Below are 18,300 nucleotides of genomic sequence, written 5' to 3'. Positions count from 1 at the left end.
CGGGCGGCGGCAGCGGCGCCAGCGGCGGCGCCGGCTCGGGCAATGGCACCGGCGCCGGCGCTTCGCTGTCGGGCGCGCTGACCCGGCCGAGGAAGAAGCCGATCAGCAGCGCAGCGGCCGCCAGCAGCGCCATTTCAAACGCGCTCACCATGGCCGCAGCCCCTGCAAGGCGGGGACCAGCGCATCATAATGATCGATCACCACGTCACCGCCCAGCTCGTGCGCCGGCCGGTCGGTGAAACCGAAGCTGACCAGCACGATGGGCAGCCCGGCATTGCGCGCCGCGCCCACGTCGGTCGCCGAATCCCCGACGAACGCCGCGCTCGCCGCCTCCCCGCCTGCTGCCGCCAGCGTCGCAAACACGTGCCCGGCATCAGGCTTGGGTGCGGCCACGCTGGTCGCGCCGATGATGGCGGCAAAGCGGTCCTGCCAGCCGAGTTCATCGATCAGCGCCTGGGCAAGATGGGTCGGCTTGTTGGTGCAGATGGAAAGCCGGCTGCCGTGCGCTGCGAGAGCATCCAGTGCCGCCTCCACCCCGTCGAACGGCCGCGAGGCGTTGGCGATGTTGGCAGCATAATAGTGCAGGAACAAGGGCATGGCGGCTTCGACCAGGTCGGGCCGTGGCTCGCCGGTCGCCGCCAGCCCGCGCGCGATCAGCGCCCGCGCGCCGTGGCCGACCAGGTGGCGCACATCGTCCACCGGCAGCGGCGGGCGATCGAGGGCAGCCAGCACATGGTTCATCGCCGCGGCCAGATCAGGCGCGGTATCCACCAACGTGCCGTCGAGATCGAACAGGATGGAATGGGGCAAAGTCACGGGATTAGGGGCCATGCGCCTTGATTGTTGCAGCCATACGACAGGCGTTGCGCCGGGTGGCGGCACTTTTCAAGCCTCAGCCAGTGTGGCAGGGCAACGCGGGTGACGACGCCTGCGCCATTTGCCGCCATCATCCTTGCCGCTGGCATGGGCACGCGCATGAAATCAACGCGCCACAAGGTGCTGCACGCCATCGCCGGCAAGCCGATGCTGCGCCATCTGACTGACAGCCTGGCCATGCTGAAACCGGCGCGCACCGTGGTGGTGGTCGGCGCATTGAAGGATCAGGTGGAAGCCGAAGTCAGCGGGCAGGCTGACGTCGTTGTGCAGCAGCCTCAGCTCGGCACCGGCCATGCCGTCATGCAGGCCGAAGCGCCGCTGGCCGGCTTCGATGGCAAGATACTGGTGCTCTATGGCGACGCGCCGCTGGTGCCGGCCGCGACCATGCAGCGACTGCTCGATGCGTTGACCGACGACGTGGCGGTGGCGGTGCTGGGCTTCCGCCCGGCGGACCCCGGCGCCTATGGCCGCATCATCGCTGAAGGCGGCGCCATCGCGAAGATGGTCGAATACAAGGACGCCTCCCCTGCCGAGCGTGCCGAAACCCTGTGCAATTCCGGACTGATGGCGGCCCGCGCGGCCGATCTGTTCCCGCTGCTGGCGCGCGTCACCAACAACAATGCATCCCAAGAATATTATCTGCCCGATGTGGTGGGCCTGGCGCTCGCCGATGGCCGGCGCTGCGTGGTGATCGAGACGGCGGCCGACGAGGTGGCCGGGGCCAACAGCCGTGCCGAACTGGCCGACCTCGAAGCCATTTTCCAGCGCCGCCGCCGCGCCGAGCTGATGGCTGCGGGCGTTTCGATGCAGGCGCCTGAAACCGTGTTCCTGGCTGCCGATACAAGGATCGCCGCCGACGTGGAGATCGAGCCCTTCGTGGTGTTCGGGCCCGGCGTGACCATTGCCAGTGGCGCCCGCATCCGCGCCCACAGCCATATCGAGGGCGCGCAGATCGGCGACGGCTGCGAGATTGGCCCCTTCGCCCGGCTGCGCCCCGGCACCGTGCTCGGGGCCAAGGCCAAGATCGGCAATTTCGTCGAGACCAAGAAGGCGGTGCTGGGCGACGGCGCCAAGGCCAATCACCTCACCTACCTGGGCGACGTCACCGTGGGGGCCAAGGCCAATATCGGCGCCGGCACCATCACCTGCAATTATGACGGCTTCTTCAAGTATCAGACGGTGATCGGCGCCGGCGCCTTCATCGGATCGAACAGCGCGCTGGTGGCGCCGGTGACCATCGGCGATGGCGCCATTGTGGCCGCCGGCAGCACCATCACCCGCGACGTGAGCAGCGACGCGCTGGCGCTGGTGCGCCCCGAACAGAGCGAAAAGCCCGGCTGGGCCGCGCGTTTCCGCGCCGCCAGCCTGGCCAGGAAGGGCAAGTAACATGTGCGGCATCATCGGCATCGTCTCTGGCGAAGCGGTGGCGGACCGGCTGATCGATGGCCTCAGGCGCATGGAATATCGCGGCTACGACAGCGCCGGGATCGCGACGATCCACGACGGCGTGATGGACCGCCGTCGTGCCCCCGGCAAGCTGGCCAACCTCGCCCGTGAACTGGCGCTGGCGCCGCTCAACGGCAATATCGGCATCGCTCACACCCGCTGGGCCACTCACGGCGCGCCCACCCGCGACAACGCCCACCCGCACGCGACCGAGAATGTCTGCCTGGTCCACAACGGCATCATCGAGAATTTCAAGCCGCTGCGTGAGGAGGTGCTGAAGGCCGGGCGGACCCTCAGCAGTGACACCGATACCGAGGTCGTCGCCCATCTGCTCGAACTGGCGCTGGCCGGCGGCGCTTCGCCGGATGAAGCGGTGGCCGCGACGCTCAAGCGCCTGCACGGGGCCTTCAGCTTCGCCATCCTGTTCCGCAATCATCCCGGCCTCATCTATGGCGCGCGGCGCGGTTCGCCGCTGGTGGTCGGCATGGGCCAGGGTGAGATGTTCCTTGGGTCGGACGCGCTTGGCCTGGCCCCCTTCACCAACCGCATCGCCTATCTTGATGAAGGTGACTGGGTGCGGCTGACCGCCGACAGCGCCCAGATCTTCGACGCCGAGGACCGGCCGGTGGCGCGCGGTTTCATCACCTCCTCGGCCAGCGCGGCGGTGATCGAGAAGGGCAACCACCGCCACTATATGGAAAAGGAAATCCACGAGCAGCCGATCGTGGTGGCGCAGACGCTGGGCGCCTATCTTGATCCGTTGGCCGAAACCGTCGCCCTGCCCGGCCTGCCCTATGACCTGGCCGATGTGAAGCGCGTGCAGATCGTCGCCTGCGGCACGGCGCTGCTCGCCGGCCATGTCGCCAGCTATTGGCTCGAACAACTGGCCCGCGTGCCGGTGAGTATCGAGAACGCATCCGAATATCGCTACCGCGACCCGGTCTATGAGCCGGGCGGCCTGTGCCTGTTCATCAGCCAGTCGGGCGAGACGGCCGACACGCTGGCGGCGCTGCGCCATGCCCAGGCCGGCGGCCAGATGGTGGCCGCGGTGGTCAATGTCACCACCTCGACCATGGCGCGCGAGACGCAATTGCTGCTGCCCACCCACGCCGGGCCGGAAGTCGGCGTCGCTTCCACCAAGGCCTTCACCTGCCAGCTGGCGGTGCTGGCGGCGTTCGCCATCGCGCTGGGCAAGGCCAAGGGCCGCGTCGATGCCGCCCAGGAGGCGCGGCTGGTCCACCTCCTCACCGAAGTGCCGGCGGCGATGAACGCGGCGCTGAAATGCGAGGATGCCATCACCGCCCTCGCCCCCAATCTCGCCAAGGCGCGCGACATCCTCTACATCGGCCGCGGTCCGGATTATCCGATGGCGCTGGAAGGTGCCCTGAAGCTGAAGGAAATCAGCTACATCCACGCCGAAGGCTATGCCGCTGGCGAGCTGAAGCACGGCCCGATCGCGCTGATCGATGAACATGTGCCGGTGATCGTCATCGCGCCTTCAGGCCCGCGCTTTGAAAAGACCGTGTCCAACATGCAGGAAATAATGGCGCGCGGCGGCCAGGTCGTGCTGCTGTCCGATGCCGACGGCATCGCCACGCACGGCCAGGGCACGATGGCGGCGGTGGCCCTGCCGGCGGTCGATCCGTTCATCAGCCCGCTGGTCAGCGCCATTCCGGTGCAGCTGCTGGCCTATCATGTCGCCCTGGCCAAGGGCACGGATGTGGATCAGCCGCGCAACCTGGCGAAGTCGGTGACGGTGGAGTGACTCAACGGCCCTTCAGCCGCGCCGCATAGCCCTTGCGGAACTTCGCCAGCTTCGGCCCGACGACGGCGACGCAGTAACCATTCTTGCTGCCGTTGTTTTCGAAATAGCGCTGGTGATAGGCCTCGGCCGGCCACCACGGGCCGTTGGGCTCGATCGTGGTGACGATCGGATTGTCCCAGCTGGCCTGGTTGCGGGCGATGGCCGCCTCGGCCTCGCCGGCCTGCACGCCATTCTGCGGGAAGATCGCCGAACGATACTGGGTGCCGATATCGCCACCCTGCCGGTTCAGCGTCGTCGGATCATGGGTGTGGAAAAAGATGTCGAGCAGCTCGGCATAGCTGATCTCGGCCGGATCATAGACAATCCGCACCGCCTCGGCATGGCCGGTGCGGCCGCTGCAGACCTGTTCATACGTCGGATTGGCGACAGTGCCGCCAATATAGCCAGATTCGACCGCATCGACGCCCTTCAATTCGTTGAACACCGCTTCGGTGCACCAGAAGCAGCCGCCGGCAATGATGGCAGTATCGCGCGTCATGTGACCCTCGTTGTCAAAATAATGTCCAGAAACTATAGTGGCAATTGTGATGCCGTTTGGTATCTGAGATAGGCTCGGCTGGGGGGCAGGGCAAGAGGACGTGGCGCGGGCGTGGCGTCGCAGCGGTTGCACTGGGGGCGCGAGTGAGCAATTTTCAGAACGTGCAGACGTTCGTGCGCGCCGTGCGGACGGCGCCATCACTGACCGATATCGGCCTGGTGCTGAAGGACGCCACCCGCAGCTTCCGTTTCGATCATTTCGCCCTGGCCCAGCGCATCAACGCGCCCAGCCGCATCGGCCCGGTGCGCCTCACCGATTTCCCCGATGCCTGGGTGGAAAATCTCGTCCCCTCCGGCCGCGTTGCCGATGATCCGGTGCTGCTGGCCTGCGAACGCAGCGTCACACCTTTTGCCTGGAGCGCGCTCGACGGGATCATGCCGCTCACCGCCCGCCACAAGGCCTATATGCACCAGGCACGTGAAGCCGGGCTGGCCGAAGGCTATACCGTCCCGATCCATGTGCCGGGCCAGGCATCAGGCCTGGTCAGCTTCGTGATGGCCGACGGCCGCCCATTGCCGGCCGAATCGCTGCCAGCTGCCCAATATCTTGCCTGTTTCGCCTTCGAGGCGGCGCGCCGGTTGAAGCTGGCCGCGGCTGGTGATGACCCGCCCGAAGCGCCGCGCCTCACCCAGCGCCAGCTCGATTGCCTGGTGCTGGCGGCGCGCGGCAAGTCCAACTGGGTGGTCGGGCAACTGCTCGGCCTGTCGGACGGCACGGTCCACAAATATCTGGAAGCCGCCAAGACCCGTTATGGAGTCGCCACCCGCACCGAGCTGGTGGTGCGCGCCCTCTACGACGGCCAACTGGCCTTTGCGGATGTGATGGGTGACAGCCGGCGGGACGGCTGATAAGCCATTGCCAACAACGGGCCGACAGACGCCCTGATTTCCTTGGGGGCGACGAGGCGGATGGCAGATCCCGACAGCAGCAATGTGCCTGAAAAGCCGGTTCCGCCCGTCGGCGGCCCCTATGCCTGGTATGTGCTGGCGCTGCTGGTGCTGGTCTATGTGATGAACTTCATCGATCGGCAGATCCTGTCGATCCTGGCCGAAGACATCAAGCGCGACCTCAGCCTCACCGATGCCCAGCTGGGCTTCCTCTATGGCACCGCCTTTGCCGTGTTCTACGCGCTGTTCGGGGTGCCGATCGGTCGCCTCGCCGACAATTGGGTGCGCACCCGGCTGCTGTCGCTCGGCCTCACCCTGTGGTCGGGCATGACGGCGCTGTCGGGGCTCGCCGGCAGCTTCTCGCAATTGTCGCTGGCCCGCATCGGCGTCGGCGTGGGCGAGGCGACTGCCGGCCCGTCGGCCTATTCGATGATTTCGGACTGGTTCCCGAAAGCCCGCCGCGCCACCGCGCTCTCCATCTATGCCGCCGGCCTTTATCTGGGTGGCGGCGTCTCACTGCTGATCGGCGCGGTGGTGGTAAAGGGCTGGAACGCCACCTATCCCGGTGGCGGGCCGCTCGGCCTCGTCGGCTGGCAGGCAGCGTTCATGGCGGTCGGCATTCCCGGCCTTCTGCTGGCGCTGTGGGTGGCAACGCTGATCGAACCGATCCGTGGCCGCGCCGATGGCCTGCCGCCGCCAGTGAAGATGTCGGGCGCCGCGATCTGGCGCAATTTCCTCGCCGATCTGGCCAGCGTCATCCCGCCGCTCACCCTGGTCAACATGGCCCTGCTCGGCCGCCGCGCGCTGCTGGAAAATGTCGCTGCCCTCGCCCTGTGCGCCGGGCTGGTCACGGCGCTGGCCACGCTCACCGGCGAGGTGCCACAGTTCCTCGCCGTCGGCACCGGCCTCTACGCGGTGATCAGCTGGGCGCAATCGATCAAGCGCCGCGACAAGCCGACCTACGAGATGATCTGGGGCACGCCGGCCTTCGTGCTCACCATATTGGGCTTCGGCAGCATCAGCTTCGTCGGCTATTCGGTCGGCTTCTGGGCGGCGCCCTATGCCATCCGCACCTTCGTGGTGCCGATGGCGGCCAGCGGCGCGCCCATCCCCTGGTATGGCACCAAGGAAGCCGTGGCCTTCCTGCTTGGCGGCGGCGGCGCGCTGGGCGGCTTTGTCGGCACCATCCTGGGCGGCGTGCTCGGCGATTGGGCCAAGAAGCGCCATCCGTCGGGCCGCATCATTGTCGGCAGCCTGGCGACATTGGTGCCGGCACCCTTCCTGTGGATGCAGTACACGACCAGCGATCTGGCGCTGTTCTTCCTGTGCTTTGCCCCCACCACGGTGTTTGGCTCGATGTATGTCGGAGTCGCGGCCGCAACCACGCAGGATCTGGTGATGCCCCGCATGCGCGGTGCGGCCACGGCCACCTTCTTCATCGGCACCACGTTGTTCGGGCTGGGGCTGGGGCCATGGTTCACCGGTTTCGTTTCCAAGATGACCGGCGATCTTGGCACCGGCGTGCTGTCGCTGCTGCTGATGGCGCCGTTCACCGTCACCTGCCTGTTCCTCGTCTATCGGCTGCTGCCGCTGGCCGAATCCAGCCGGCTGGAGCGCGCCCGCGCCGCCGGCGAAATCATCGGAAAGGATGCCACATGAAGATCGAGCAGCTGTTCAGCGTGGCCGGCAAGACCGCCGTCGTCACCGGTGGCAGCCGCGGCATCGGCGAAATGATCGCCCGCGCGCTGATCGACAATGGCGCCCGCGTCATCATCACCAGCCGGAAGATCGCCGATTGCGAAGGCCTTGCCGCCCAATTGGGCCCGGCCTGCACGGCGATTCCGGCTGACCTGTCCCAGATGGCCGAGATCGAGCGCTTTGCCGCCGCGGTGGCCGTGCACACGCCGCAGGTGGACATCCTGTTCAACAACGCCGGCGCGTCGTGGGGGGCGGGTTTTGACGACTTCCCCGAATCAGGTTGGGACAAGGTGATGGACATCAACGTGAAGTCCGTCTTCTTCCTCACCCAGAAACTGATGCCATTGCTCGAAGCCGCCGCCGGCCCCGGCAAATTGGCCAAGGTGATCAACATCGGCTCGATCGACGGCCAGCATATCTCCGATCTGGAAACCTATTCCTATGCCGCGTCCAAGGCCGGCGTGCTGCACATGACGCGCATGATGGCCAAGTTCCTGGCCAAGCGGCACATCAGCGTGAACGCAATTGCGCCGGGCTTCTTCCCGTCGAAGATGACGGCGGCCATTGCCGAGGAATTCCGCGAGGCATTCCGCGCCGCCACGCCGATGCAACGCTGGGGCACGCCCGACGACATGGCCGGCGTCGCGCTGTTCCTGGCCAGCCGCGCCAGCGATTTCCTGTGCGGCAGCACCGTCACCGTTGATGGCGGCTATGCCACCACGGTGTGACACCTGACAAAAAACGTGCTTGCTGCACTGCGGTGATATGGGGAATTTACCGGTGGCGCGGCAAATCCAAAAAGCGCATGAAACGGCTGGCATTGGCCCGGGCCGCGCGGTGCGGCTGACAGGGGCCGTGCCTGCGCAGGCGAGGGTTGGCACGTGAAAAAGGTTGAAGCTGTCATCAAGCCGTTCAAGCTGGACGACGTGAAGGAAGCCCTTCACGAAGCCGGCGTCACCGGGATCACGGTGACCGAAGCCAAGGGCTTCGGCCGGCAGAAGGGCCACACGGAATTGTATCGTGGGGCCGAATATGTCGTCGATTTCCTGCCCAAGGTGAAACTGGAAGTCGTTGTTGACGATGACCAGGTCGAACGGGTGGTGGATGCCATCACCAATGCTGCCCGCACCGGCCGTATCGGCGATGGCAAGATCTTTGTTTCCACCATCGACATGGCCGTGCGCATCCGCACCGGAGAACGGGACAGCGACGCGATCTGAAGGCGCGCGCTCGTCCAAAAAAGCAATAACCAACGATAAGGGAAGAGCCAAATGGCCAGTGCTGCAGACATCCTTGCCACGATCAAGGAGAAGGACATCGAGTGGGTTGACCTGCGCTTCACCGACCCCAAGGGCAAGTGGCAGCACCTGACCATGGTGTCGAGCGTGATCGATGAAGACATGCTCAACGATGGTTTCATGTTCGACGGCTCGTCGATCGCCGGCTGGAAGGCGATCAACGAAAGCGACATGATCCTGATGCCGGATCTGGACGCGACCTATATCGATCCCTTCTCGGCCACTCCGATGCTGATCCTGATCTGCGACATTGTCGAGCCGTCGACCGGCCAGCTCTATGGCCGCGATCCGCGCTCGACCGCCAAGCGCGGCGAAGCCTATCTGAAGGCGACCGGCATCGGCGACACCGTCTATGTCGGCCCGGAAGCCGAATTCTTCGTGTTCGACGATGTGCGCTTCGGCCTGGGTTACAACCAGGGCTTCTTCCACCTCGACGATATCGAACTGCCGACCAACAGCGGCCGCGAGTATGAGCAGGGCAACATGGCCCACCGTCCGCGCGCCAAGGGCGGCTATTTCCCGGTCGCCCCGGTCGATTCGGCCGTGGACCTGCGTGCCGAGATGGTCTCCACCATGATCGAGATGGGCCTGCCCTGCGACAAGCACCACCACGAAGTCGCCAGCGCCCAGCACGAGCTGGGCCTGACCTTCGGCAAGCTGGTCGAAACCGCTGACCGCATGCAGGTGTACAAATATGTCGTGCACCAGGTCGCCCATGCCTATGGCAAGACCGCGACCTTCATGCCCAAGCCGATCAAGGACGACAACGGCAGTGGCATGCACACCCACCTCAGCATCTGGAACGGCAAGACCCCGCTGTTCGCCGGTGATCAGTATGCCGGCCTCAGCGAGATGGCGCTCTATTTCATCGGCGGCATCATCAAGCACGCCAAGGCCTGCAACGCCTTCACCAACCCGAGCACCAACAGCTACAAGCGCCTGGTGCCGGGCTTTGAAGCGCCGGTGCTGCTGGCCTATTCCAGCCGCAACCGTTCGGCCTCGTGCCGCATCCCCTATGGCACCGGCACCAAGTCCAAGCGCGTCGAAGTGCGCTTCCCGGATGCCACGGCCAACCCGTACCTGGCCTATACCGCGCTGCTGATGGCGGGCCTGGATGGCATCGAGAACAAGATTCACCCCGGCCCGGCCATGGACAAGAATCTCTATGACCTGCCGCCGCGCGAACTGAAGAAGGTGCCGACGGTGTGCGCCTCGCTGCGTGAAGCGCTCGCTGCCCTGGACAAGAGCCGCGCTGTCTTCACCAAGGGCGGCGTGTTCACCGACGACCAGATCGATTCGTATATCGAGTTGAAGATGGAAGAGGTGCAGCGTTGGGAGATGACCCCGGCGCCGGTGGAATTTGATATGTATTACAGCGCGTAAGCGGCGCGCCCGTAACGCGCAGCGTTACGGGCCGACTCGCGTCGCGCTCGGACGGCGAGCGAAAAAGGCGGCCCCAACAGGCCGCCTTTTTTTGACTCGTCCGACGGCGTGGCTTGGCCACGCTCTTCACTTTCTTGCTTCCTTCCCCTTGCGACCGTCCCACCTGCGCCGGCCCTCCCGTCGCGCGGGCTTTGCCCGCGCGGGGCGCAGCTCTGCGGATCTGGCGGCCTGTCAGCGACGGCAGCTCGGGCGATGGGCCCCGGCTTTCGCCAGGGTGACGGGAGGAACGGGCTCCACGCGCGGGCCAAGCCCGCGCGACTGGAGGGCCAGCGCAGGCGGTGAGATCGCAAGGAAAGCAGGCAGAAAAGAAAGAGCGCGGCTAAGCCGCGCCGTCAGACGAATCAAAAAGGGCGGTCCTGAGGGACCGCCCTTTTCGTTCGCTGGCCGATCTTGCCGGAGTCGGAAAATAGCTGGGCTATTTTCGCGCCCGGCTGCGATCAGAACATCACCCCAAATTCGAGCCGCCCGCGCACCTGGCTCTTCTCCAGCCCGTTCGACCCGAAGGCCGCTCCCGGCACAATCCCGGACGCCTGCACGAACGAGACTTCCGGCCGGATAAAGAAGCGGTCCCAGGTGTAGGTCGGCGTGACCGTCACCGAGAAGGCGTTGGAGCCCGGGCCATAGAGGAAGTTGGCCGCCGAGCCGGCGCGGGCCTTGCTGTCGATATATTCGAAGCGCACCGGCAGCGACCAGTTGTCGTCGATCTTGTACTTCGCCAGCAGGCCCACCGCCCAGTTTTCCGCCTTGGTGGTTTCGATGCCGGGCAGGTTGGGCACCCAGGCATATTGGAAATAGGGCTGCACCAGCAGCTTCTCACCGGCATAGCTATAGATGACGTTGAGGATGGTGCTGTTGTTCTGCACCGTCGGCGTCGAGAAGGTGGAGCGATAATTCTTGCTGAGCGCACCGCCCAGCACCAGCGACAGCGTGTGCGGGCCATCGACATAGGAGACGATGCCCGACAGCCAGTTGAACTTGCCCGAGAAGAAGCCATCGGTGAGCGCCACGCTGGCGCTGAACTTGCCCGAAGCGACATTGGCCTGCACGCCGCGGGTCAGCACATTTTCCTGACCCCACAGCACGCCACGCTCGATGTTCATGTTCTGGAAGCTGAACGGCGCTTCGAGGCCAATCAGCGTCGGCAAGATACCGCCCTGGATGCTGAAGCTCGACGACGGCGCGATCTTCACCCAAGCCTGCGGCACCGGGCCGTAGGTCGCATCGGTGTAGCTGGTGGCGCGGGCATAAGGCAGGCCCAGCGTTTCATGACTGTACAGGCCGGCCTGCACCAGGAACTGTAACACGCCTTCCGGCTTCTGCACGATCACCTGCGCGTTCGAGACGTCGGCAAAGCTGCTGGCGACACCCCGCGTGGTATTGGACTGGGTGCCCAGATAGCCGCTGCCGATGGCGGTGACATAAAGCTTGGTGCCGGCAACATCGACGGTCATCGGCTTGGGGTTGTAGCTGAGCGGGCCGCTGAGGCCCGGCAGCAGTGCCGGCGGCGCATCCTGGGCGGCCGCTGCGCCCGCCGTCATCATCATGGCCAAGGCCAGCGCACCCTGCACCGACCGGTTGAGCATCTTTGCCATCAGTTCGTCCTCTGCCCGAGATTTTCTGGCCGGCAGATTGTGGAGGGGAGGCCTGCCAGCCTGCCGTGCATGATGCATTGCAACAGAAGCGTAATAACTGGGGCAAATACCCCAATTTACGTCAAAATGCGTAGCGACCTCGCCAAGGCCTTTGAAAGGCACAAAAAAAAGGGGCCGGGGAAATTCCCCGGCCCCAGTAAATCCTTGGGGAGGATCGCCATATCGGCAAGTCCGTTTTGCACTGCACCATGAAAAACTGCAATGCGCCAAATTGCGTAGGGGCCAAGAAAATTCGTCGCACCCATGCCCTTTAACGGGGCTTGCAACCTGCTGGCGGTGCCGGCGGGCGCGCCCTATAGAGGGGGCATGTCTGACCTGTTTGCCGCCACGCAAAGCTCCACCGACTATGATGCCAGCCACATCGAGGTTCTGGAAGGGCTGGAGCCCGTCCGCCGTCGCCCCGGCATGTATATCGGCGGCACCGACGAACGCGCCCTGCACCATCTCGCCGCCGAAGTGCTCGACAACGCCATGGACGAAGCGGTTGCCGGCCACGCCAGCCGCATCGAGGTGACGCTGGACGCCGACGGCAGCCTGACCATCAGCGACAACGGCCGCGGCATCCCGGTCGATCCGCACCCGCGTTTCCCCGACAAGTCCGCCCTCGAAGTCATCCTGACCATGCTGCATTCCGGCGGCAAGTTCAGCGGCAAGGCCTATGCCACGTCGGGCGGCCTGCACGGGGTGGGCATCAGCGTCGTCAACGCCCTGTCGGACGAGACGGTGGTGGAAGTCGCGCGCAACAAATTGCTCTATCGCCAGCGTTATTCGCGCGGGATCCCGCAAGGCAGGATCGAGGAACTGGGCCCCACGCCCAACCGGCGCGGCACCAGCGTCAAGTTCCACCCTGATGCCGAGATTTTCGGGCCCGACGCGATGTTCAAGCCGGCCCGGCTCTACAGGCTGGCCCGTTCCAAGGCCTATCTGTTTGGCGGCGTCGAGATCCGCTGGCGCTGCGCCCCGGAACTCGCCACCCCCGACGTGCCGGAAACCGCCGTCTTCACCTTCCCGGGCGGCCTGGCGGACCACCTGAAGGAGCGGCTCGACAACCGGCCGCTGGTGGTGCCCGATCTGTTTGCCGGCCGCACCGATCTGCCCGCTGGCCCCGATGGCAAGGCGATGGGCGCGGTGGAATGGGCCTGCGCCTGGCCGCAATATGGCGAAGGTTCGGCCAGCTTCTATTGCAACACGATTCCCACCCCTGATGGCGGCACCCACGAGGCTGGCCTGCGCTTTGCGCTGACCCGCGGCCTCAAGAATTATGCCGGCCTCACCGGCAACAAGAAGGCCAGCGACCTGTCGGGCGAGGACGTGTTTGCCGGGGCGGAGATCATGCTCTCGCTGTTCATCCGCGACCCGCAGTTCCAGAGCCAGACCAAGGACCGGTTGACCAGCCCGGAAGCCACACGGCTCGTTGAAAACGCCATCAAGGATCATTTCGATCACTGGCTGGTGGCGAATGGCGAACGCGGCAAGACGCTGCTCGCCTTCGTGGTGGAGCGCATGGAAGACCGCTTGCGCCGCCGCCAGGAAGCGCTGGTGAAGCGCAAGACGGCGACCAGCAAATCGAGCCTGCGCCTGCCCGGCAAGCTGACCGACTGCGCCCGCGACGACGCGGTGGGCACCGAACTCTTCATCGTCGAAGGCGATTCGGCCGGCGGCAGCGCCAAGCAGGCGCGCGATCGCAACACCCAGGCGATTCTGCCCATCCGCGGCAAGATCCTGAACGTCGCCAGCGCCAACATGGCCAAGATCGGCGGCAACAATGAAATCGCCGATCTGATCCAGGCGCTGGGCTGCGGCACGCGTGACCGCTACAGCCCGGAAAACCTGCGTTACGAACGCATCATCATCATGACCGATGCCGATGTGGACGGCGCCCATATCGCCACGCTGTTGATGACCTTCTTCTTCCGCGAAATGCCCGGCCTGGTGCGCGATGGCCGGCTCTATCTCGCCCAGCCGCCGCTCTATCGCCTCGCCGCCGGTGGCACGGTGGCCTACGCCCGCGACGATGCCCACCGCGCCGAGCTGATGAAGACGCAGTTCAACGGCAAGTCCAAGGTGGAGGTCAGCCGCTTCAAGGGCCTGGGCGAGATGAACCCGGCGCAGTTGAAGGAAACCACGATGGACAAGGCCAGCCGCAGCCTGATCCGAGTGAAGCTGCCCGAGGATGTCGATGGCCGGGCCGATGTCGCCGATCTGGTGGAGCGGCTGATGGGCCGCAACCCGGAACATCGCTTCCATTTCATCCAGAGCCACGCCACCTCGATCGAGGCTGACGCCATCGATGCCTGATGGCGCCGCCTCGGGCTGGCGGGCCCAGCTGGCGCCGCTGATCCGCCCCATCCTCCGCTATGCCAGCGTGATGGGGATCAAGGCCACCAACATCGCCACCGGCTTCATCGTCACGCTTCTGCTGGCGCGCGCCGGCGGGCCGGAAGTGCTGGGCAGTTACACCATGGCGATCCAGACGGCGCAGCTGGCCTCGATCCTGGCGGTCGTCGGCTGTGACCAGCTCGCCCTGCGCGAAGTGGCGGCGCATCTGCGCTTGGGGGAAAAAGCCACCGCCAACAGCCACATGCGCTATTATCTGCGCTTCGTGACACCGCTGGCCGTGCTGGTGGCCGGGCTGTTTGCCGGCGGGGTGATGGCGCTGCAGGCGGCCGGCCTGGCGGCGGCGCAGCAGGGCACGCTGATCGCGGCCACCGGCTTCGTGGCGGCCAATGCCTTTTATCTGATGGGGCTGGGCATCGTGCGCGGCCTGGGCGACGCGGTGCGCGCGCAGGCGTTCGACGGCCTGTTCACCGTGCCGCTGGCGCTGGGGCTGGGCCTGCTGCTGCTGGCTGGCGGCCATATCGCGGCGGTGCCGACCGTGATCGCCGCCACCGCCTGCCTGGTGGCTTCGATGGCGCTGCTGTTCTTCCTGGTCTGGCGCAAGGCCCGCGACTGGGGCCACGATGACAGCATCTTGCCGCCCTCGCCGTGGCAGGAAGGCACGCCGATGATGCTGATTTCCTTCCTGATGTTCTTTGCGCAATGGCTGCCGCAGTTCCTGGCCGGCACCTTGGGCAGCGCCGGCGACGCCGGGGCGTTTCGCGCCGCCTGGCAGCTGGCGATGCCGTTTGCCGTGGTGCAGACAACGGCGGCAATGATGATCTCGCCGCAGATTTCGGGCGATCTGCGCCAGGGCCGCCGCGATGCCGCCCGCCGTCGCCTGCGCCGCAACCGCTATGCCACCCTGGCTTCCACCCTGCCGATCGCGCTGCCGCTGCTGATCTGGCCCAAGGCGATCCTCACCCTGATCTTCGGCGCGGCCTTTGCCGGCACGGCACCGCTGCTCCAATGGCTGGTCGGGGCCAACATGCTGGCGATCCTCGCCGGGGCGTCAGGCGCGGTCATCACCATGTCGGGGCGCAGTCGGGAAACCGTGCCGGTGATGATCCTGGCCGCGGCGCTGATGGCGATCCTGGCCTTCCTGCTGGTGCCGCGCTTTGGCATCACTGGCCTGGCCATGGCCTATGCCGCCGGCCATGCCCTGCGCGTGGGCCAGGGCTATTGGCTCACCCGCCGCATCCTGGCCCTGCCGCCGGGCTCAACTTGACAAGCAAGCCAGCGCTGCCGCATCTGCACGGGGTGTTGGAAAACAGCCCCTTGCCGCCCCCGAAACCGGGTGTCGCATGAGCGCCCTGCCTCGCCTGCGCGGCCGCATCCGCAACCTGGTGATGGGCTGGCGCGTGGCGCTGTTGCGCGGAATATGGGGCATGGACATCGGGCGCGACGCCAAGATCAGCTGGTCAGCCAAGCTCGACAAGACCAATCCGCGCGGCATTCACATCGGCGATTACAGCGGCATTGCCTTTGGCACCGCGGTCCTCGCGCATGATTTCCTCAACAATCGCCATGTCGATACCTGGATCGGCGCGCGCTGCCACATCGGCGCCATGTGCATCATCTATCCCGGCGTGACCATTGGCGATGGCTGCATCGTCGCCGCCGGCAGCGTGGTGACGCGCGATCTGCCTGCCGGCAGCCTGGCCACCGGCAATCCGGCGCGGGTGATCGAGAAGGATATCGTCACCGGCAAATGGGGCATCCGCATCGACAAGATCGACGGCGACCGCCTCGACAAGACATTGATGGTGAGCTGAAAAATGACGTTGATCGACCAGATCAGGGACGTGTTCCTGACCGAGCTGGGCATTCCCGAAGAGGAATTCGCCCCCACCCTCGCCTATGGCGCCATTCCGGAATGGGATTCGGCTTCGCACATGGTGATCGTCACGGCGCTGGAAGAACGGTTCGGCATCATGTTCGAATCCGACGAACTGGTGGAGCTTTCGACCGTGGCCCGCATCGAAGAGGCGCTGAAGGCAAAGGGTGTCGAGGATGGGGGGGCGGCGTGAACGTCGCGCCTGCGGCCGCGGCTGATCTGGAAGCGCTGGCCGCCTTGCGCGCCGCCTTCTGGGCCGATCAGTGTGCCAAAGGCCTGAAGGAGCCCGTGCCCGGTTGCACGCCCGATGATCTGGCCAAGTTGATCGACCGGCCGCGCACCCATTTGCTGGTGGCCAATGGTGACGATGGTCTTGTCGGCTATCTGTTCGGCGTCACGCGGCTGGTGCCGGGCGCGGTGGTGCAGAAAGTCTCCTCTGTCGAAGAAGTGATGACCCGGCCCGGCCTGCGCCAGGGCGGTGTCGCCCGCGCGTTGGTGGCGGCGGCGATGGCGCGCTTTGCCGAGGACGGCGCCACCCGCGTGCAACTGCGCGTGCTCACCCACAATGACGAAGCCATGCGCTTCTGGGACAGGCTCGGCTTCGCGCCCTATCTCACCACCATGGAAAAAGCCCTGTCGTGAGCCTGGCGGCGCGACTTCAGGCGGCGGCGAGCGCCCATGCCGGCCGTCCGGCACTCAGCATCGGCGGCGAGACGCTCAGCTATGCTGAACTGTTTGCGGCGGCCGAACGCTGTGCCGCGCGGCTCGACGCCGTGCCGGCCGGCGCACGTGTCGGGCTTCTCGCCCATCGCAGCCTTGATGCCTATGTCGGCGTGCTGGCGCTGGTGCTGTCGGGCCGGCCCTATGTGCCGATCAACCCCAAGGCCCCGCCCGAACGGCAGAGCGCGATTGCGGCTGCGGCCGGCTGTGGCGGCTGGCTTCATGACGACGAGACCGCCGATTCCGCTCAGGCGCTCGCCGCCGGGCATGGCGGGGTGGCACTGGCGGTCGATCCCCGGGCGGATGGCCCGCGCGATTTCACGGCGGCGGCTGCCCGCCACGCCTATGTGATGTTCACCTCCGGCACCACCGGCACGCCCAAGGGCGTCGCGGTGCGGGTGGACAATGTGACGGCCTATGTGGACGCCTTCGCCCAGATCGCCGCCATCACATCCGATGACCGCTGCACCCAGTTTTTCGATCTCAGCTTCGATCTGTCGGTGCACGACATGTTCGTGACGTGGGAAGCGGGCGCCTGTCTCTTCGCCCCGACCGAAGCCGAACTGATCGACCCGGTCGGTTTTGCCAACCGCAGCGGCGCCAGCGTCTGGTTCTCTGTCCCCTCCGCCCCCGCCATGGCGCAGCGCATGCGCCGGCTGGGGCCTGGCGTGCTGCCGGGATTGCGCCTCGCCCTGTTCTGCGGCGAGCCGCTGCCGAGCAGCCTGGCCAAGGCGGTCGCCGCTGCGGCACCCAATGCAGAGGTGTGGAACCTCTATGGCCCGACCGAGGCCACCATCGCCATCACTGCCGAGCGGCTGGATCCGGCCGCGCAGGGGATGCCTGCCACCGTGCCGCTGGGCGCGGCCTATGCCGGCTGTGCGGCCGTGGTGGTGGATGATGCCGGCCTGCCGGTGCCGCCTGGCGGCGAAGGCGAATTGTGGCTGGCCGGGCCGCAGATCACCGATGGCTATATCAACAACCCGGCCGAACAGGCGGCGAAGTTCCTCGCCACAACCATCCCCGGCTATCCCCACAACCTCTGGTATCGCTCCGGCGATCTCGTCCGCAACGATCCCATCTGGGGCCTCGTCTGCCAGGGCCGTCTCGATGACCAGGTGAAGATCTCCGGCTACCGTGTTGAACTGCTGGAGGTGGAAGAAGCCTTGCGCCGCGCCGCCGGCACCGGCGAGGTCGCTGCCGTGCCATGGCCGCTGAACGAAGGCGGATCGGCGGAAGGCCTGGTGGGCTTCGTCTGCGCCACGTCCGTCGACGCCCGCGCCATCGCCGCCAGCTGCCGCGAACTGCTGCCACCCTATATGGTGCCAAAACGCGTGATCGCGGTGGAGGCGCTGCCGCTCAATGCCAATGGCAAGATCGACCGCAAGGCGCTGCGGCAACGCTATCTCGAACGGCCCTGAGTCTGTTCAGGGCGCCGCCACCGCCGCGTCATAGGCCTCGCTGGCCGCCGCCCACGCATCTTCCGCCGCCGCAATGCCGGCATCGAGCTGGCCACGCTTCTGCATCAGCGCGGTGATGTCGGCCGGCGCCTGGGTCATCTGCTCGTCCACCCATTCGCGTTCGGCAATCAGCCGGTTCATCTGCGCTTCGGCCGCCAGCATCGCCTGGCGCAGCGGCTTGGCGGCTTCGCGGCGGGCGGCGGCCTGGCGGCGGGCCTCCTTGGGATCGATGCGCGGCGCCCTGGCG

Annotated in this window: 16 protein-coding genes and 1 pseudogene; 13 read left to right on the top strand and 4 right to left on the bottom strand. The window is 66.1% G+C overall.

The genetic code is table 11. The features are described from left to right. Window positions 1-144: 144 nt before the first annotated feature. A complete protein-coding gene (gph, locus tag GJ693_RS07060; RefSeq protein ID WP_235902712.1) occupies window positions 145-816 on the bottom strand; it encodes a phosphoglycolate phosphatase in 672 nt (223 codons plus the stop codon). A 102-nt stretch (window positions 817-918) separates the two neighbouring features. On the opposite strand from gph, the gene glmU reads away from it, so the two are divergent. Both glmU and glmS read left to right on the top strand, forming a co-directional pair. Next, window positions 919-2,262 (top strand): bifunctional UDP-N-acetylglucosamine diphosphorylase/glucosamine-1-phosphate N-acetyltransferase GlmU, encoded by a 1,344-nt coding sequence (gene glmU / locus GJ693_RS07055; protein WP_268893151.1) that lies wholly within the window; start codon window positions 919-921, stop codon window positions 2,260-2,262. Between the two features lies 1 nt (window position 2,263). Next, window positions 2,264-4,087, top strand: coding sequence for a glutamine--fructose-6-phosphate transaminase (isomerizing) (gene glmS, locus GJ693_RS07050; RefSeq protein WP_156255618.1), 1,824 nt, complete (start codon window positions 2,264-2,266; stop codon window positions 4,085-4,087). 1 nt (window position 4,088) lies between these two features. Here glmS and msrA read toward each other — a convergent pair whose 3' ends face one another. Further along, window positions 4,089-4,625: a peptide-methionine (S)-S-oxide reductase MsrA gene (msrA, locus tag GJ693_RS07045; RefSeq protein ID WP_156255617.1), complete on the bottom strand. Its 537-nt coding sequence runs from the start codon at window positions 4,623-4,625 to the stop codon at window positions 4,089-4,091. Between the two features lie 143 nt (window positions 4,626-4,768). Here msrA and GJ693_RS07040 point away from each other — a divergent pair, with 143 nt between their 5' ends. The 5 genes from GJ693_RS07040 (at window position 4,769) to glnA (ending at window position 9,951) form a co-directional block, all read left to right on the top strand. Continuing rightward, window positions 4,769-5,533: a helix-turn-helix transcriptional regulator gene (locus GJ693_RS07040; protein ID WP_197042030.1), complete on the top strand. Its 765-nt coding sequence runs from the start codon at window positions 4,769-4,771 to the stop codon at window positions 5,531-5,533. Window positions 5,534-5,593: 60 nt separating this feature from the next. After that, window positions 5,594-7,231, top strand: coding sequence for a spinster family MFS transporter (locus GJ693_RS07035; protein ID WP_156255615.1), 1,638 nt, complete (start codon window positions 5,594-5,596; stop codon window positions 7,229-7,231). Continuing rightward, entirely contained in the window at window positions 7,228-7,998 is a 771-nt protein-coding gene (locus tag GJ693_RS07030) for an SDR family oxidoreductase (RefSeq protein ID WP_156255614.1), read from the top strand. Before GJ693_RS07035 ends, GJ693_RS07030 begins: the two co-directional genes overlap by 4 nt. Before the next feature lie 153 nt (window positions 7,999-8,151). Then, complete coding sequence (locus GJ693_RS07025; RefSeq protein WP_156255613.1) at window positions 8,152-8,490, top strand: P-II family nitrogen regulator; 339 nt, start codon at window positions 8,152-8,154, stop codon at window positions 8,488-8,490. Window positions 8,491-8,541: 51 nt separating this feature from the next. Further along, window positions 8,542-9,951, top strand: coding sequence for a type I glutamate--ammonia ligase (glnA, locus tag GJ693_RS07020; protein WP_156255612.1), 1,410 nt, complete (start codon window positions 8,542-8,544; stop codon window positions 9,949-9,951). A gap of 497 nt (window positions 9,952-10,448) precedes the next feature. On the opposite strand, the gene GJ693_RS07015 is transcribed toward glnA, so the two are convergent. Further along, window positions 10,449-11,603 (bottom strand): outer membrane beta-barrel protein, encoded by a 1,155-nt coding sequence (locus GJ693_RS07015; RefSeq protein WP_197042029.1) that lies wholly within the window; start codon window positions 11,601-11,603, stop codon window positions 10,449-10,451. A 366-nt stretch (window positions 11,604-11,969) separates the two neighbouring features. On the opposite strand from GJ693_RS07015, the gene parE reads away from it, so the two are divergent. The 6 genes from parE to GJ693_RS06985 all read left to right on the top strand — a co-directional run bounded on the left by parE (window position 11,970) and on the right by GJ693_RS06985 (window position 18,014). Beyond that, window positions 11,970-13,961, top strand: a complete 1,992-nt coding sequence (gene parE / locus GJ693_RS07010; protein ID WP_156255610.1) for a DNA topoisomerase IV subunit B — start codon at window positions 11,970-11,972, stop codon at window positions 13,959-13,961. Further along, window positions 13,954-15,267, top strand: a complete 1,314-nt coding sequence (locus GJ693_RS07005; RefSeq protein WP_156255609.1) for a lipopolysaccharide biosynthesis protein — start codon at window positions 13,954-13,956, stop codon at window positions 15,265-15,267. Before parE ends, GJ693_RS07005 begins: the two co-directional genes overlap by 8 nt. A 76-nt stretch (window positions 15,268-15,343) precedes the next feature. Further along, complete coding sequence (locus tag GJ693_RS17665; protein WP_408014549.1) at window positions 15,344-15,814, top strand: acyltransferase; 471 nt, start codon at window positions 15,344-15,346, stop codon at window positions 15,812-15,814. A gap of 3 nt (window positions 15,815-15,817) precedes the next feature. Then, entirely contained in the window at window positions 15,818-16,069 is a 252-nt protein-coding gene (locus tag GJ693_RS06995) for an acyl carrier protein (protein WP_156255607.1), read from the top strand. Continuing rightward, complete coding sequence (locus GJ693_RS06990; protein WP_197042028.1) at window positions 16,066-16,518, top strand: GNAT family N-acetyltransferase; 453 nt, start codon at window positions 16,066-16,068, stop codon at window positions 16,516-16,518. The genes GJ693_RS06995 and GJ693_RS06990 overlap by 4 nt, the downstream gene beginning before the upstream one ends. Next, a complete protein-coding gene (locus GJ693_RS06985; protein WP_197042027.1) occupies window positions 16,515-18,014 on the top strand; it encodes an amino acid adenylation domain-containing protein in 1,500 nt (499 codons plus the stop codon). The genes GJ693_RS06990 and GJ693_RS06985 overlap by 4 nt, the downstream gene beginning before the upstream one ends. A gap of 6 nt (window positions 18,015-18,020) precedes the next feature. Here the strand turns inward: GJ693_RS06985 and GJ693_RS16825 are convergent. After that, window positions 18,021-18,300, bottom strand: a pseudogene (locus GJ693_RS16825) (ABC transporter ATP-binding protein); the annotation flags it as partial.

The sequence above is a fragment of the Sandarakinorhabdus oryzae genome (assembly GCF_009733735.1).
Taxonomy (GTDB): Bacteria; Pseudomonadota; Alphaproteobacteria; order Sphingomonadales; family Sphingomonadaceae; genus Sandarakinorhabdus; species Sandarakinorhabdus oryzae.
The sequence above is the reverse complement of the archived record's forward strand: the minus strand, read 5'-3'. Positions and strand labels throughout refer to the sequence as shown.